The organism is Burkholderia sp. AU39826, assembly GCF_020419965.1.
GTDB lineage: Bacteria > Pseudomonadota > Gammaproteobacteria > Burkholderiales > Burkholderiaceae > Burkholderia > Burkholderia semiarida.
In genome coordinates, this window is the sequence record NZ_JAIZQG010000005.1 from 211155 (window position 1) to 227169 (window position 16015).

Annotated in this window: 15 protein-coding genes; 11 read left to right on the forward strand and 4 right to left on the reverse strand. The window is 68.7% G+C overall.

Annotated features, from left to right (window positions below):
• Positions 1–128 precede the first annotated feature (128 nt).
• From LGM42_RS13615 to LGM42_RS13630, 4 genes are all read left to right on the forward strand, one after another.
• Entirely contained in the window at positions 129–1034 is a 906-nt protein-coding gene (locus tag LGM42_RS13615; RefSeq protein ID WP_059640271.1) for an IclR family transcriptional regulator, read from the forward strand.
• Positions 1035–1261: 227 nt separating this feature from the next.
• Positions 1262–2008 carry an SDR family oxidoreductase gene (locus tag LGM42_RS13620; RefSeq protein WP_060315685.1) on the forward strand — a complete coding sequence of 249 codons (747 nt, stop codon included), beginning with the start codon at positions 1262–1264 and terminating at the stop codon, positions 2006–2008.
• Positions 2009–2149: 141 nt separating this feature from the next.
• Positions 2150–3004, forward strand: coding sequence for a DJ-1/PfpI family protein (locus LGM42_RS13625; RefSeq protein ID WP_226232440.1), 855 nt, complete (start codon positions 2150–2152; stop codon positions 3002–3004).
• A gap of 67 nt (positions 3005–3071) precedes the next feature.
• Positions 3072–3545 (forward strand): YybH family protein, encoded by a 474-nt coding sequence (locus LGM42_RS13630; RefSeq protein ID WP_226232441.1) that lies wholly within the window; start codon positions 3072–3074, stop codon positions 3543–3545.
• Between the two features lie 104 nt (positions 3546–3649).
• On the opposite strand, the gene LGM42_RS13635 is transcribed toward LGM42_RS13630, so the two are convergent.
• Positions 3650–4597: a GlxA family transcriptional regulator gene (locus tag LGM42_RS13635; RefSeq protein ID WP_059580180.1), complete on the reverse strand. Its 948-nt coding sequence runs from the start codon at positions 4595–4597 to the stop codon at positions 3650–3652.
• 376 nt (positions 4598–4973) lie between these two features.
• On the opposite strand from LGM42_RS13635, the gene LGM42_RS13640 reads away from it, so the two are divergent.
• Positions 4974–5357 carry a hypothetical protein gene (locus LGM42_RS13640; protein WP_059580183.1) on the forward strand — a complete coding sequence of 128 codons (384 nt, stop codon included), beginning with the start codon at positions 4974–4976 and terminating at the stop codon, positions 5355–5357.
• A 167-nt stretch (positions 5358–5524) separates the two neighbouring features.
• Here the strand turns inward: LGM42_RS13640 and LGM42_RS13645 are convergent, their stop codons facing one another.
• Positions 5525–6382, reverse strand: a complete 858-nt coding sequence (locus LGM42_RS13645) for a helix-turn-helix transcriptional regulator (RefSeq protein ID WP_226232442.1) — start codon at positions 6380–6382, stop codon at positions 5525–5527.
• 95 nt (positions 6383–6477) lie between these two features.
• Here LGM42_RS13645 and LGM42_RS13650 point away from each other — a divergent pair, with 95 nt between their 5' ends.
• The gene (locus LGM42_RS13650) at positions 6478–7371 is read left to right on the forward strand and encodes an SDR family oxidoreductase (protein ID WP_060316169.1); all 894 of its coding nucleotides are present in this window, start codon (positions 6478–6480) and stop codon (positions 7369–7371) included.
• Positions 7372–7451: 80 nt separating this feature from the next.
• Here the strand turns inward: LGM42_RS13650 and LGM42_RS13655 are convergent, their stop codons facing one another.
• Both LGM42_RS13655 and LGM42_RS13660 read right to left on the reverse strand, forming a co-directional pair.
• Positions 7452–8831: an FAD-containing oxidoreductase gene (locus LGM42_RS13655; RefSeq protein WP_226232443.1), complete on the reverse strand. Its 1380-nt coding sequence runs from the start codon at positions 8829–8831 to the stop codon at positions 7452–7454.
• 179 nt (positions 8832–9010) lie between these two features.
• On the reverse strand, positions 9011–9589 hold the full coding sequence (locus LGM42_RS13660) for a hypothetical protein (RefSeq protein ID WP_226232444.1): 579 nt from the start codon (positions 9587–9589) through the stop codon (positions 9011–9013).
• Positions 9590–9948: 359 nt separating this feature from the next.
• Here LGM42_RS13660 and LGM42_RS13665 point away from each other — a divergent pair, with 359 nt between their 5' ends.
• The 5 genes from LGM42_RS13665 to LGM42_RS13685 all read left to right on the forward strand — a co-directional run bounded on the left by LGM42_RS13665 (position 9949) and on the right by LGM42_RS13685 (position 15953).
• Positions 9949–10587 carry a LysE family translocator gene (locus LGM42_RS13665; RefSeq protein ID WP_059580193.1) on the forward strand — a complete coding sequence of 213 codons (639 nt, stop codon included), beginning with the start codon at positions 9949–9951 and terminating at the stop codon, positions 10585–10587.
• Positions 10588–10841: 254 nt separating this feature from the next.
• Complete coding sequence (locus tag LGM42_RS13670) at positions 10842–11624, forward strand: DUF3348 domain-containing protein (RefSeq protein WP_124863857.1); 783 nt, start codon at positions 10842–10844, stop codon at positions 11622–11624.
• A 10-nt stretch (positions 11625–11634) separates the two neighbouring features.
• Positions 11635–14682, forward strand: coding sequence for a DUF802 domain-containing protein (locus LGM42_RS13675; protein WP_226232445.1), 3048 nt, complete (start codon positions 11635–11637; stop codon positions 14680–14682).
• A gap of 3 nt (positions 14683–14685) precedes the next feature.
• Positions 14686–15330 (forward strand): OmpA family protein, encoded by a 645-nt coding sequence (locus LGM42_RS13680; RefSeq protein ID WP_059640250.1) that lies wholly within the window; start codon positions 14686–14688, stop codon positions 15328–15330.
• Complete coding sequence (locus LGM42_RS13685; RefSeq protein WP_226232446.1) at positions 15327–15953, forward strand: DUF2894 domain-containing protein; 627 nt, start codon at positions 15327–15329, stop codon at positions 15951–15953. The genes LGM42_RS13680 and LGM42_RS13685 overlap by 4 nt, the downstream gene beginning before the upstream one ends.
• Positions 15954–16015 lie beyond the last annotated feature (62 nt).

The window sequence follows — 16015 nt, forward strand, 5'->3', positions numbered from 1 at the left end:
ATGACGGGCGGCCGAGCCGTGAAATGCCCGCGTCAATCCCGTGCACACCCGGATGCCCGCGGATTTTCGGCCGGACGACAATGGCGGCTACCGTATTCCATTCACTGAAATCGTGGAGGAGAGCCGACATGCAGGAACCTCGTTCGCGCGGAACGTCGCCGTCCGCCCGCGCGCCGCGCCCGGACGAGCACGCCGCCGATGCGGCAGATCCCGTCGATTCAGCCGGTGCGCCCGGCACCGGCATGCTGCAGCGTGCGTTCGCGATCCTGCGCGCGCTGGCCGGCATGCAGCAGGACGGCGTGCGCGTCACGCATCTGGCGAAGGCCGTCGGCCTGACGCAGGGCACCGCGCACCGCATCCTGCAATCGTTGATCGCCGAAGGGATGGTCGAACAGGACGAGCAGTCGAAGCTGTACCGGCTGAGCGTCGACTTTTTCGCGCTCGCCGCGCAGGCCGGCAACCCGAGCAGCATGCGCACGCTGTGCCGTCCCGCGCTACTGCGGCTGTGCGCGAGCCTCGGCGAAACCATCTTCCTGCTGGTGAAGAGCGGCTTCGACGCCGTGTGTCTAGACCTGTGCGAAGGGCCGTTTCCGATCCGCTCGTTTACCGGCGATATCGGCGGGCGCATCGCGCTCGGCGTCGGGCAGGGCAGCCTTGCGATCCTCGCCTTCCTGCCCGAAGCCGAGCGCGAGGAGGTGATCCGCTTCAACGTGCCGCGCATCCGCGGCTACGGCGTGCTCGACGAGGTGTATCTGCGCACCGAGATCGAACGCGTGCGGCAACTCGGCTACGCGGGCCGCAACAGCGGCGTGCTCGACGGGATGGCCGGCGTCGCGGTACCGATTCTCGATCGCACCGGTTATCCGGTGGGTGCGCTGAGCGTCGGCACGCTCGCGTCGCGGCTCGGCGACGACCGGATGCCGATGGTCGTCGAACTGCTGCGACGCCAGGCCGACGCGATCGGCCCGCGCACCAATCCGTTCGACGCCGCGTTGCGGCGGCCGATGCACGGGCTGTCGGGGAAAACCGTCTAGCCGCGTCGCGCGTGGCCGTTTCATCGGCTTGCTCGGCCGAGGCGCCATGCCGTTCGCCGGTGCGGATCGAACGCCTCGAATGACGTTTTTCGAGGGTTATACGACCTTTGAGCCATCCGCGTCACGTTCCATACTGCACGTGAACGATCAAGCAGGAACCCGCACGCAAGCGCCATCGCGTGTCGCGTAGCCGGCCTGGTCAATCACGACACGAAAAGGAACGGAAGATGCGACTCAAAAATAAATCGGTGTTGATCACGGGCGGCACCAGCGGCATCGGTCTGGCCACCGCGAAGCTGTTCATGGCGGAAGGTGCGCGCGTCGCGGTGACGGGGCGCGACGAGGCCGCATTCGAGCGCGTGAAGGCGGAACTCGGCGAGCATGCGCTCGTGCTCAAGGGCGACGTCAGGTCGCTGGACGACATGCGCGCGATTGCCGCCGCGGCCGACGAGACGTTCGGCGGCCTCGATGTCGTGTTCGCCAACGCGGGCTGGGCGTTCCCGTCCGCCGTGAACGACATCGACGACACGCTCTACAACGACATCATGGACGTCAACGTCAAGGGTGTGGTGTTCACGCTTCAAGCAGCGCTGCCTTACCTGCGCGAAGGTTCGTCGGTGGTCCTCAATACCTCGTTCGTCGATCGGACCGGCAAGCACGGCATCTCGTTGACCGCGGCGGCAAAAGCCGCCGTGCGTTCGTTGGCCCGCAGCTGGTCGTACGAATTCCTCGACCGGAAAATCCGTTTCAACGCGATCGCACCCGGCCCGATCGATACGCCGCTGCTGTCCAGGTGGGGCAAGCCCGACGAATGGGTGCGCGAGCGCAAGGCCGAATTCGCGCACGCGATTCCGGTGGGCCGCATGGGCAAGGCCGACGACATCGCGTACGCGGCGCTCTATCTCGCCAGCGACGAATCCTCGTACGTCGTCGGTACCGAGCTGGTCGTCGACGGCGGTGCGTCGCAGCTTTAAGCCCGCGCTTCGCGATCGCCGGGCCCGGCATGTCACCCCGGCTCATCCTCATCCCGATTTCACGTCCGCCGCGGCGGTTCTTCGATCCGGCCCGGCGCGGTTGCGCGCGCTCATGGGCTGAAGTTGCAAGGAGCAATCATCTTGACCGACAGTAGCGATAACCATGCGTCCGCCGGGCCGCTCACGCGGGCAGGCCGTTCGCGCCGCGATGTCCTGAAGTTCGGCAGCGCGGCCACCCTCGGCGCCGTGCTGGGTGGCGGCGCGGTGCTCGGGCACGCCACGCCGGCGCCGGCGCCTGCGGGCAGTACGGGGCTGCTCGCGCCGAACGAGCCGCTCGATATCCTGATCGTCAATTACGACGGCGGCACGCTGCTCGACTTCGCGGGCCCCAGCGAGGTCTTCCACCGCTTGCCGAATACGAACGTGCGCTATGCGAGCCTCGACGGCGGCAGCGTGACGCTCGAATTCGGCGTCGTGTACGGCAAGACCGAACGGCTGGCCGATATCGACAGGACCGACGTGATCCTCGTGCCCGGCGGGTCGAATTTGTCGGTGCCGATGCGGCCGGCGTATCAGGCGCAGATCCGCCGTCTGGCGGAGAGCGCCAAACACGTGACGTCAGTATGCAACGGGTCGCTCGTGCTCGCCGCGACGGGCGCGCTCCAGGGCAAGCGCAGCGCCTGCCATTGGGCGTTCGTCAACAAGCTGGCCGAATATGGTGCGATTCCCGTTCCCGATCGCTTCGTCGAAGACGACAACGGCCGCTTCATGAGCGGCGGCGGCGTGACGGCGGGCATCGACTTCGCGCTGCGCGTGGCGGCGAAGCTGCGCGGCCAGCAGGCCGCCGAATACACGCAGCTCGTGATCGAATACGATCCCGATCCGCCGTTCCACGCCGGTCATCCGAGAGAGGCGCGGCCCGAACTCGTCGCGATGGTCGACAAGAAGCTGCCCGGTGCATCAAAGGGGCTCGCACGCATTCCCGGCGTGCGCTGAAACGCTTGCCGGCACCGCGAGCAGCGTTGCCGCCTCTTCAATTCAAACCCGATTCGGAAATCATTCGATGCGACGGATTCATCTTTGTACTGCCGCGCTTGCGGCGTGCGTGTCCTTTGTTTCATTCGCGGCGCCGGCTGTCGCCGCTGGTGCGCAACGCCTGCCCGAAGCGGCCATCAAGGCCGAAAACGCGCGATGGGCGGACGCCTTTGCGCGAGGGGATTACGACGCGATCGGCCGTCTCTATACCGACGACGGCGCGCTCTTGCCGCCGGGCGGCGACAAGGTCACGGGGCGCCGCGCGATCACCGAGTACTTCACCAACGGGTATGCCGGATCAAAACCCGGCACCGTGTCGTTCGACAACTACGAGTTCTACGGTAACGACCACGCCGTGACGGAAGTATCGGATGTGGAGGTTCGCGATCACGACGGAGTGCTGAAGATCCGCGCGAAGCAGACGCTCGTGTTCCTGAAGCAGGGCGGCACGTGGAAGCTGCATCGCGACATGTGGAACGCTTACCCGCCGGTCAAGGATTGACGGCGGCTATCGACGTCCGGCGAAATGGCGCGTTGGGTACCCACGCGCCAATCACCCATTGGCGAGACGTCGACCCGGCCGCGCGCTGACCGGCAGGCGGCCGATCAGCGCGCGGCGTTCGACCTGCTCTCGCGTCGAACCGCTTGCGGCGGGTGCCCGAGCAGCTTGATGAAGGCACGGCGCATCCGTTCCGGATCGGTGAATCCCACCGCCAGCGCGATCTGTTCGATCGGTTCGCTGCCGCTCTGCAGGCGCAGCCTTGCCGCTTCTACTCGTAGACGCTCGACCGCCCTCGCGGGCGTTTCCCCGGTTTCCCGGCGAAAGGCGCGCCCGAACTGTCGCACGCTCAAGCTCGCCGCATCGGCGAGCCGTTCGACCGGCAATGCTTCGGCTAGATGTTCGCGAGCGAAATTCAGTGCGATACGGATGCGATCCGATTCCGGCTCCATCTGCGACATCGCGGAGAATTGCGACTGCCCGCCGGGCCGCCGATACGGAACGACGAGAAGCCGCGACACCTCGCGCGCGATCTCCGCGCTCATGTCCCGTTCGATCATGCCGAGCGCGAGGTCGATGCCGGACGCGATGCCCGCCGACGTCCAGACGCGGCCGTCGACGACATAGATGCTGTCGCCGTCGACCCGTGTGCGAGGAAAGCGCGACTGCAATTGCGCGGCGTATCGCCAGTGCGTCGCCGCTCTCAACCCGTCCAGCGAGCCGGTTTCCGCAAGCAGGAATGCGCCGGTACACACGCTTGCCACTCGCGACGCCCTGGTGGCCAGCTTGCTGGCCGCGACGATATTCTCCGACGTTTGCATCGGCGCGATATCGCCGCCGACGAATACGACGGTGTCGAACGCGCGCCGTCCGATCGGCTTCGTGTCGATCGAAAGGCCGGTATTGCCGGGAATCGGGCCGCCGAATGGCGAGATGACGTGAAGATCGTATGGCGTGCGGCCGGCGGCCGTGGCCACCTGATTGAAGGCCGATAGCGGCCCGCCAAGATCGAGCGCGTCGTAGCCGCGGCAGACGAAAAATCCAATTCGATGCATGACGAAGCAATGAGTCGATAACCCCGGAATGGCGAATTTTACGGGGGAACCCTCGAATCATGTCATTTGGCTTGAAACGAGGGAAAAGCGTCCTTTACGTCTTCATCGATCGACTGTATGGGTTTGCGCCGCGCGGATGCGATGCCGACAGGAAGCAACGAACAGCGACGGTAGGTGAATGCCGGTTGATCTCGCGCAGCGGGCGTCCCGATCCGGGAAAAAGCACCGGTATTGCAGCGCAGCGAAAGACGGCGACGCCCGCCCGGTCGAGCCTCCGTCACGAACCGGAACCGCCGCCGCGGCCATCATGCGGATGCCGATGGTTGACCGCCGGCGGTCATGCTAGGATTTCCGTCAAACAACTCCGGAGACTGCGATGCCGTTCATCTGCGAAAACGTCGAATGTCGTGCCGTGCTGGCTCGCGGGCAGGTCAGGCACCATCAGGAGGGCGCGGGCTGGTGCTTCTACTGCCCCGACTGCAACACCCGAAACGAGTTGATGAATATCGGCACGGCCAGCGGTCCTGTCGAACTGGTTCAGCCGGAACGAGCGAGCCCGCCGCACAAGGTCGTCGCGACGGCACGGCCGCTGGACGACGGCCGCTACGCGGCGCAGTTGAGCGTTCAGCGAGCGCTCGCCGTGAAGGGCACGTACGCGGCCGAAGAGCACTGGGACGAGCTCGGCGTATTCGGCGACGCGCAGGAAGCCGTCGCGCATGCGAAGTCGTTCGCCACGGACCTGCTGCAGCGCGCCGCGTAATCGGCATTTTTCCGTGAATGAACAAGAGGCGTCGCGCATTCGTGCGCGACGCCTCTTTGCATTTTCCGCCTGCGTTTTTCAATCGCGGATATCGAACGCGAAGGACTGCTGCGCGATCCGTCGAACCATGCCGTCCCGAACCAGGCTCGCGAGAAGGCCATGCGTGGTCACGCAGCCGGCGCCTGTGCCGCGCGACCCCGTTCGCGGGCCGCGACGAGTTCCCGGATCCGCTCGCGGTCGGCCGGCGTCACCGGCGTGAAGGTCACGAGGCTCAGGTCCGGACTGCCGGTGACCGAGAACGCCGAATAGTCGAGCGCGATCCGGCCGACTTCCGGATGGCGGATCTCCTTCGTGCCTTCGTCGTGCGTTCGGATATCGTGGTCGCGCCACATCGCGTCGAATTCGGCGCTGGTCGCGCGCATCTCGTCGACGAACGCCTGCACGGCCCGCGTCGCGCCGCCGCGCGCGACGTCCGCACGAAACGCGCCGACCGCGAACCGCGCGACGCGCTCCCAGTTCGGCTGCGCATCGCGCACGCGCGCATCGACGAAGATCAGCCGCAGGATGTTGCGCGCGGCGGGCGGCAGCGTCGCATAGTCGGTCAGCGTCGCGGCCGCGGCGTCGTTCCATGCGACGACGTCCCACGTCGCGGTGCGGATGATCGCGGGGCTCGCGTCGAGCGAATCGAGCACGCGTTGCAGCCGCGGCGTCACGCTGGCCGGCGCGTGATAACGCACCTCGGGCGGATGGCCGACGCCGAGCAGGAACAGGTGTTCGCGTTCGGCGTCGTTGAGCAACAGCGCGCGGGCGAGTCGGTCGAGCACGTCGGCCGACGGTGCGCCGCCGCGCCCCTGTTCGAGCCACGTGTACCACGCGGCGCTCACGTGCGCGCGCTGCGCGACTTCCTCGCGCCGCAGGCCCGGCGTGCGGCGGCGCGTGGCCGGCAGCCCGAGCGCGGCCGGGTCGAGTTTTTCGCGGCGGTCCCGCAGGTACGCGCCGAGCAGGTTGTCGGGGGCGTCAGCCATATCCTGTTAGTTCGTTTACCGGTAAACCGTCACGGCTTCACCGCGAGCGGCGCTCGGCAGATAGTAAGCCTCCATTTCATCCGGAGGTGCTGAACATGCGTGTCTTTGTTACGGGAGCGTCGGGATTCGTCGGCTCGGCCGTCGTCGCCGAACTCTTGGCCGCCGGGCACTCGGTGCTCGGGCTCGCGCGGTCGGATGCAGCGGCGGCATCGGTTGCCGCGGCCGGCGCCGACGTCCATCGCGGGTCGCTCGAGGATCTCGAGAGCCTGACGCGCGGCGCCGACGCCGCCGACGCGGTGATCCACACGGGATTCAATCACGACTTCTCGCGCTTCGCGCAGAACTGCGAACTCGACCGCCGCGCGATCGAGACGATCGGCGCGGCGCTCGCCGGTTCGGCGCGGCCGCTGATCGTCACGTCGGGCCTCGCGCTCGTCGCGCCCGGCCGCGCGGCGACGGAGGACGATCCGCATGTGCCGGTGTCGGCGAACTATCCGCGTGCGTCCGAAGCGAGCGCGGTCGCGCTCGAAGCGCGCGGCGTGCACGTGTCGGTCGTCCGCCTGCCGCCGTCCGTGCACGGCGACGGCGACCACGCGTTCGTGCCGCGCCTGATTGCGTTCGCGCGGGAGAAAGGGGTGGCGGCGTACATCGGCGACGGCGCGAACCGCTGGCCGGCCGTGCACCGGCTCGACGCGGCGCGCGTGTACCGGCTCGCGATCGAGCGCGGCGCGGCCGGTGCGCGCTATCACGCGGTCGACGACACGGGCGTGCCGTTTCGCGAAATCGCGGAGGTGATCGGCCGCCGGCTGAACGTGCCGGTCGTCGCGAAGTCGGCGGCGGAAGCCGGCGAGCACTTCGGCTGGTTCGCGATGTTCGCGGGGATGGATGCGCCCGCAACGAGCGAGCGCACGCGGGCGTCGCTCGGTTGGGCGCCGACGCAGCCGGGGCTGCTGGCCGACATCGACCGGCCGGCGTATTTCGAAAGCTGACGAGCGTCGGGCGCCGCGCGTCATGCGCGGCTTGGGCCGTGACGAAAACGCGTACGTCGCGGCCGCCCGCCTGCCGTGCGTCATTCGACCGGATGCAGATCCTGCAGCAGCGTCGGCACCAGCTCCGATACGGTCGGGTGGATATGCATCGCGCGGCTGATCGTCGTGTACGGCGCGCCGGCGGTCATCACGTCGAGTATCCCGTGCACGACTTCGTCGCCGGTCACGCCGAGGATCGACGCGCCGAGGATCGCGTGGCTATCCGCGTCGACGATCACCTTCATGAAGCCCTGGCTTTCGCCTTTCTCGACCGCCCGGCCGACGCGCGTCATCGGGCGCGTGCCGACCAGCAGCCGGCGGCCCGTCTGCTTCGCTTCCTCGAGCGTCATGCCGACGCGGCCGAGCGGCGGATCGATGTACATCGCGTAGGCCATGATGCGGTCGGACACCTTGCGCGGATCGTCGTCGAGCAGGTTGGCCGCGACGATCTCGTAGTCGTTGTACGCGGTGTGCGTGAACGCGCCGCGCCCGTTGCAGTCGCCGAGCGCCCAGATGCCGGGCACGTTGGTGCGCAACTGATCGTCGACGGTGATGTAGCCGCGCGCGTCGGTATCGACGCCCGCGCGGTCGAGCCCGAGATCGTCGGTGTTCGGCACGCGCCCGACCGCGAGCAGCAGGTGCGAGCCCGCCACCTCGCGGCCGCCGCCCGCGCAGTCGAGGCCGACCACGATGGCGTCGCCGTCGCGGCGCGCGCTCAGGCAATTCGCGTCGAGCTGCACGTCGATCCCTTCTTTTTCGAGGATCTCGCGCACGGCCTGCGACACGTCCTCGTCCTCGCGGCGGATCAGGCGCGGGCCTTTCTCGACGATCGTGACCTTCGAGCCGAAGCGGCGGTACATCTGGCCGAATTCGAGCCCGACGTAGCTGCCGCCGACGATCACGAGATGGTCGGGCAGGAAGTCGACGTCCATCATCGTCGAGTTGGTCAGGTACGGCACCGAGTCGAGGCCCGGCATCGCGGGCACCTGCGCGCGTCCGCCGACGTTGATGAAGATGCGTTCGGCTTCGAGCACGTCATCGCCCACGCGCACCGCGTTCGCGCGTTCGAAGCGGGCATGACCCTGAAAGACGGTCGTGTTGTCGAGGCCGCGCACCCATTGCTCGACGCCGTGGTTCGAGCGGCCCGAGATCTGGTCCTTGCGCGCCTTCACGGCTTTCATGTCGACGGTGACGGGGCCGCCAATCGACACGCCGTATTCGCTGGCGCGTCGGGCGAGCTGCGCGGCGTATGCGCTCGCGATCAGCGTCTTGGTGGGGATGCAGCCGGTATTTACGCAGGTGCCGCCGAAGCGGCCGCGCTCGACGATCGCGACTTTCATGCCGGCGCCTGCGAGCCGCGCGGCGAGCGGCGGCCCGGCCTGGCCGGTGCCGATGACGATCGCATCGAAGTGTTGCGTCATGACGTCCTCCTGGGCGGGGACAACGGGGAAAGGGGCAGGCGCAAGCCGCATGCCGTGCCGGCGGTCGCGCGGGCGACGAGCGCCTATGGTAGACCTGTTGGCCCGGTGTCGCGAGCGTCGGGCGGGCGACGCGCCGTATTGAAAAACGGCGCCGCCGCGTGCGGCGCGGCGTGCGGCGTCTAGTCCTTGCGCTGCCACTGCCCGAACGACACCGGCCGGTGCGCGTCGGCGCGCGTGACGGTGACGTGGTCGGGCTGGTCGTCGAGCGGAAACGATTCGGTGACGATCCGGTTCGAAAACAGCCAGCCGTGCGTGCGCGGGTCGTAGCGGAACGTGATGTAGTCGGTCCAGTGCTGCCCGCACGCGACGGCGTTCTGCACGGTGAAATAGCGGCCCTTCACCGACAAGCCGTTGCCGGCCGCATCGTCGGGATCGAACGGGTCGCACTGGCCGCCTTCGTTCGCGCGCAGCACGACCTGGTCGTTGCGGGCGGCGAGCCGGTACGTGTGATCGGCCTGTTCCTCGTAGATCAGCAGCGGGCGCGGCGACGGCTGCTCGCGCGTGTCCACTGCACGATGCACGACGACGAGAAAGCTGTGCCGCCCGTTGTCGAGATCGGGGCCGGCCTGCGCGGTCAGCGGCTGGTAGCCGGGCGGCAGTTGTGCGGCGATCGATTTCGGCAGGGGGGCGGCGCGGGCGTTGAGCGAGAGGGCGGCGAACAGCGGGAGCAGCAGGGCGGAAAGGCGAAGGGCGCGCATGACGGGCGGTCCGGTCGAAAGGAGGAAAGGGAGATGAGTCGCGCGGCGCGTGACAGATCACGTCCGGACAACTCGCCGCCCGGCGCCGGATTTCCGGGCTCGTCGCTCGGGAAGGCGAGGCTGACGGTCGGGCTCGCGATGGACTCGCGAAAGATCGGATCGGCGACGGCGGCATCGTCGGGATAGCGGGCGGCGCGGATCTCGATCATGGGGCGGCGCGGGATCACGGGAAAGAGGGCCAGCATAGCAGCGCACAGCCGCTTTCGGCCATCCGCGAAGCGTGCCAGAATCGACCGCTCGACCGTCGGAAACGACACGCAGGCGCCGGCGCAGCGGCGTCGCTGACCAAGGAGACTTCGATGACCGCATCGGCTGCCGTACTCGCCATCCTGGCTGCGCTGTTTCTCGGCGCGATGATCCCGGGCCCGAGCTTCGTGCTGGTTGCCCGCAATTCGATCGGGCTGTCGCGCCGCGACGGGCTCGCCACCGCACTCGGCATGGGCATCGGCGGCATCGTGTTCGGCGGCGTCGCGCTGGCCGGGCTCTACACGCTGCTGCAGGCCGTCGAATGGCTGTACGTGGGCCTCAAGGTCGCGGGTGGCGCGTACCTGATCTACATGGCGTCGAAGATCTGGCGCGGCGCCGACCGACCGATCGCGATGGACGATCCGCAGGCGATGGCCGGCGGCAGCGCGCGCAAGTCGTTCTGGACCGGCCTCACGACCCAGCTCAGCAACCCGAAGACGGCGATCTGGTACGGCAGCATCTTCGCGGCGCTGCTTCCGCAGCATCCGCCGCTGTGGTGCTATCTCGTGCTGCCGCCGCTCGTGTTCGCGGTCGAATTCGGCTGGTACACGCTCGTCGCGCTGTGTTTCTCGACGCGCCGGCCGCGCGAGCTCTACCTGCGCGCGAAGAAGTGGGTCGACCGCATCGCGGCCGGCGCGATCACGCTGCTCGGGCTGCGGCTGATCCTGAATGCGCCGAAAGCGGGGATCTGAGCCCTTTCATTTCTGATCGGTACCGGCGCGAACCGGCGAGTCGGCCGGTTCGCAAACGTATGACTTCCTCGTGGCGCGGCCGCTCGCCGGCTGCCGCCGATCCTGCTTCCCCACCCGGCACCGCCGCCCGCCCAGCCTTGCGCGACGGGCGTTCGCATGGGTTGACCGGCGCGCCGAACGGCGCCGCTTCCCCGATTCTGGCGGTCGACTGCCCGACGACGTGTAAACTGCTGCCTTTTTTGACGGTTTGCAGCATGGTGCAAGCATCTCCGCGCCCGGCGTTGAGCGGTCCGACGCTCGTCCGGCTGCTCGCGCGCCTGGCCGATGCCGACGTCGCGGAATCCCGGCAGACGCTGTCCGACCGGCTGAGCCAGTGGCTCGGCTGGACCGACGCGATCACGCTGTCGTCCGCGCTGAATGCGAGCCCGCCGGGCGTCGCGGCCGGCGTGCGCGGCTACGACGCCGAGCGCGATTGCGCGCGCGTGCGCCACGATCTCGCGCAGGCGATCACGGCCGCCAGCCGGCCGCGGGCGCGGCGCCGGCCGGGCGATCCGCCGCCGCCGGCCGCCGACACGGCCGATTTCGCGGATTTTCGTCAACGTTATCTGACCCTGCAGCAGGACATGGAAACGGCGATCGGCCAGTTGCGCGGCCGCCTGCGCGTCGCGCTCGCCGCACGCTCGTCCGGGATGGCGCGGCTCGCGACGCTCGACACGATCATGGAGCGCGTGCTCGGCGCGCGCGAGCGCAGCCTGTTGTCGGCCGTGCCCGCGCTGCTCGGCACGCGCTTCGCGCGGCTGCGTGAAGCGGAGCGGCAAGCGCTGGCTGACGCCGAATCCGCGGCCGCACTCGACGCCGCCGCCCCATCCGCTCCGGCCGATGAAGGCCCGGTGGCCGATACCCCGACCGTCGCGGCGATCGTGCCCGGCGCATGGCTCGATACGTTTCGCGACGAGATGCAAAGCATCCTGCTTGCCGAACTCGAAGTCCGGTTTCAAACGGTAGACGGGCTGCTCGCGGCCCTTCGCACCTGCTAATCAACACGCTATGTCCAGAATTCGCCTTGATCTCGTTGTCTTCGTCGCCGGTCTGCTCGCAGTGGGCTGGATCGGTGCCGGCTATGTCGCATCGAACCCGCTGGCGGCGGCCGTCACGCTGCTGATTGGCGCGTGCTACGTCGCCGGCGCATGGGAGCTGCTGCGCTACCGGCAGGCGACCGCCACGCTGTCGCGCGCGGTCACCGGCCTGACCGAGCCGCCCGCGAAGCTCGATACGTGGCTCGACACGCTGCATCCGGGCCTGCGCGGCGCGGTGCGCGCCCGGGTCGAAGGCGCGCGCGTCGCGCTGCCGGGCCCGGCGCTCGCGCCTTACCTCGTCGGCCTGCTGGTGCTGCTCGGCATGCTCGGCACGCTGCTCGGGATGGTCGTCACGCTGAAGGGCACGGGCGCCGCGCTCGAGAGCGCGACCGATCTCGACGCGATCCGCGCGTCGCTGATCGCGCCGGTGAAAGGGCTCGGGTTCGCGTTCGGCACGTCGATCGCCGGCGTCGCGACGTCCGCGATGCTCGGGCTGCTGTCCGCGCTCGTGCGCCGCGAACGGATCGATGCGGCCCAGCAGCTCGACGCGAAGATCGCGACGACGCTGCGCGTGCATTCGTCCGCGCACCAGCGCGACGAATCGTTCCGGCTGCTGCAGCGCCAGGCCGACGTCATGCCGGCCCTGGTCGACCGGTTGCAGACGATGATGACGACGCTCGAAGCGCGCAGCGTGGCGTTGCACGATCGTCAGCTCGAAAGCCAGCAGGCGTTTTTCGACCGGACCGAGCGGGCGTACGCGGGCCTGGCGTCGAACGTCGGCGACGCGCTGAAGGAAAGCGCCGCCGAAAGCGCGCGCGTGGCCGGCGCCGCGTTGCAGCCGGTCGTCGCCGCGACGATGACGGGGCTCGCGCAGGAGATGGCCGCGCTGCGCGACACCGTGACGGGCGCGGTGCAGCGTCAGCTCGACGGGCTGACGGACGGCTTCGAGAAGACCACCGGCAACGTGACGGCTGTGTGGAACCGCGCGATCGACGAACAACGTCAGGCGGGCAACGCCGTCGCGCAGCAGTTGCAGACGACGCTCGGCCAGTTCACCGACACGTTCGCGCAGTGTTCGTCGGATTTGCTCGACGGCGTCGCGACGCGCCTCGAATCGACCGAAGGCCGCCTGTCGGACGCCTGGCGCGATGCGCTGGCGCGCCAGGAGCAGGCCGGCGAGGCGCTGGCCGGCCAGCATGCGCGTGCGCTCGGCGAAGCGGCCGCGACGTTCGAACGCCATTCGGCCGCGACGCTCGCCGCGATGCGCGAGTCGCACGCGGGTTTGCAGACGCAACTGGCCGCACGCGATGAAGAACGTCTCGTGGCGTGGAACGACTCGCTGGCGGCGATGGCCGCGAAGCTCGGCGACGAATGGCAGCGTGCGGGCGCGCATAGTGCCGGTCGTCAACAGGAAATCTGCGATGCACTCGCTCAGACGACGCGTGATCTGGCCGCACAGGCGTCGACGTTCGAACACCGCTCGAACGATCTGCTATCGACGATCCGCGAGTCGCACACGGGCTTGCAATCGCAACTGGCGGCGCGTGACGAAGAACGCCTCGCTGCGTGGAACGATTCACTGACCGCAATGGCCGCGAAGCTGGGCGAAGAGTGGCAGCGTGCTGGCGTGCACAGCGCCGGCCGTCAGCAGGAAATCTGCGACGCACTTGCACAAACGACGCGCGATCTGGCCGCACAGGCGTCGACGTTCGAACAACGCTCGACCGATCTGCTGTCGACGATCCGCGAGTCGCACACGGGCTTGCAATCGCAACTGGCGGCGCGTGACGAAGAGCGCCTCGCTGCGTGGAACGATTCGCTGGCCGCAATGGCCGCGAAGCTCGGCGAAGAATGGCAGCGTGCCGGCGTGCACAGCGCCGGCCGTCAGCAGGAAATCTGCGACGCCCTCGCACAAACGACGCGCGACCTTGCCGCACAGGCATCGGCGTTCGAACAACGCACGAACGATTTGCTATCGACGGTCCGCGAATCGCACACGGGCCTGCAATCGCAACTGGCTGCACGCGATGAAGAACGCCTGTCAGCGTGGAACGACTCACTGGCGGCAATGGCCGCGAAGCTCGGCGAAGAATGGCAGCGTGCCGGCGTGCACAGCGCCGGCCGTCAGCAGGAAATCTGCGACGCCCTCGCTCAAACGACGCGCGACCTCGCCGCACAGGCATCGACGTTCGAACAACGCACGAACGATCTGCTGTCGACGGTCCGCGAATCGCACACCGGCCTCCAATCGCAACTGGCCGCACGCGACGAAGAACGTCTCGCTGCATGGAACGATTCGCTCGCCGCGATGGCGGCCGCGCTGCGCGACGAATGGGCGCAGACGAGCGCGCAGGCCGCGGCGCGCCAGCAGGACATCTGCGACACGCTCGCCCGCACCGCGAACGACATCACCGCGCAGGCGCAGGTTCACGCGAGCGACACGATCAACGAAATCGCACGTCTCGTGCAGGCCGCGTCGGAGGCGCCGAAGGCCGCGGCGGACGTCGTCGCCGAGTTGCGCCAGCGCCTGTCCGACAGCATGGTGCGCGACACCGCGACGCTCGAGGAACGCAGCCGCCTGCTCGCGACGTTGGAGACGCTGCTCGGCGCGGTCAACCATGCATCGACCGAACAGCGTGCCGCGATCGACGCGCTCGTCAGCACGTCGGCCGATCTGCTCGATCGCGTTGGTGCGCGCTTCAACGACACCGTCGATGCCGAAACGCGCAAGCTCGATTCGGTGGCCGCGCAGGTCACGGCCGGCGCTGTCGAGGTGGCGAGCCTCGGCGACGCGTTCGGGATGGCCGTGCAGGTGTTCGGCGAATCGAACGACAAGCTGCTCGCGCATCTGCAGCGCATCGAGGCCGCGCTCGAGAAATCGCTCGCGCGCAGCGACGAACAGCTCGAGTACTACGTCGCGCAGGCGCGCGAGGTGATCGACCTGAGCGTGATGTCGCAAAAGCAGATCGTCGAAGACCTGCAGCAGCTCGCCGGCCGGCGGGCGCCCGTCGGAGCGTAACGCATGCACGACGAAATCGACGGCGGCGCGCAATCGGCGCCGGTATGGCCCGCGTTCGCCGACTTGATGTCGGTGCTGCTCGGCGCGTTCGTGCTGATCCTCGTCGGCGTGATCGGCATGCAGCTCCAGCTCACGTCGAAGCTCGAGGAAGCGGTGCGCGCGCGCCAGCTCGAGGCACGGCAGCGCAAGTCGCTCGAACAGGCGCTCGCCGGGCCGCTCGCGGCCGGCCGCGTGACGCTCGTGAACGGGCGCATCGGCATCAGCGGCAACGTGCTGTTCGCGCTGAATTCCGACCAGTTGCAGCCCGCTGGCCGCGACCTGCTGAAGACGCTCGCCAGCCCGCTGGCCACGTACCTGAAGACGCGCGACGAGATCCTGATGGTCAGCGGCTTCGCGGACGACCAGCAGGTGCACGCCGGCAACCGCCTGTTCGCGGACAACTGGGAACTGTCGGCCAAGCGCGCGTTGACGGTCACGCGCGCGCTGATCGATGCCGGCGTGCCGGCCTCGTCGGTGTTCGCGGCCGCGTTCGGCTCCGAACAGCCGGTCAGCTCGAATGCGGACGATGAAGGCCGCGCGAAGAACCGCCGCGTGGAGATCGCGCCGGTGCCGCGCAAGTCGGCGTCGAACGGAGGAAAGGCAAAGTGACGGGCGACGCGACGCGGGTACGCGCGACGCTCGATGCATGGCGCGAGCAGGGCGCCGACCGGCTCGATCCCGTGCGCTTTCATCGGATCGATGCGCTCGAACGGCGCGCGGCCGTGCTCGACGGCGCCGCGCGCGCGTTGCTCGACGCGCGGCTGGCGGCGCTGGTCGAAGGGTTCGCGGAGACCGTCGCGCGTGCGCGCGAATCCGAAGCGACGCGCATGACGGCGGAAGCTTCGCCGGGTGCGCCCGCGCGTGGCGCGCTTGCCGCGCTCGTCGAAGGGCTCGCGCGCGATGCTCGGGCCGACCGGCGCGGGCTCGATCCCGAACTGGTCGACTACTTCCGCGCGACGTGGTCGAAAGTCCGCACGGAGCAGCAGTATCGACAGTCGCTCGACCAGGTGCCGCGCAACGCGGGGCCGCTCAACTCGAACAGCCTCGTGCACCGCTCGCTCGCGACGATGCGCGAACTGTCGCCGGACTATCTGCAGCAATTCCTGTCGTACGTCGATGCGCTCGCATGGCTCGAGGATCTCGCCGGCGGCGGCGCGCAGCCCGAGAAGGAAGCGCCGCGCGCGAAGGCCGCCAAACCGGCGAAGAAGTCGGCGCGCGCCAAGGCGCGATAACGCCACGTCACGCCGCGCCGTGCCGCGCGCGGGCGGGCGGCGTGCGGATCGCCTACCGGTTC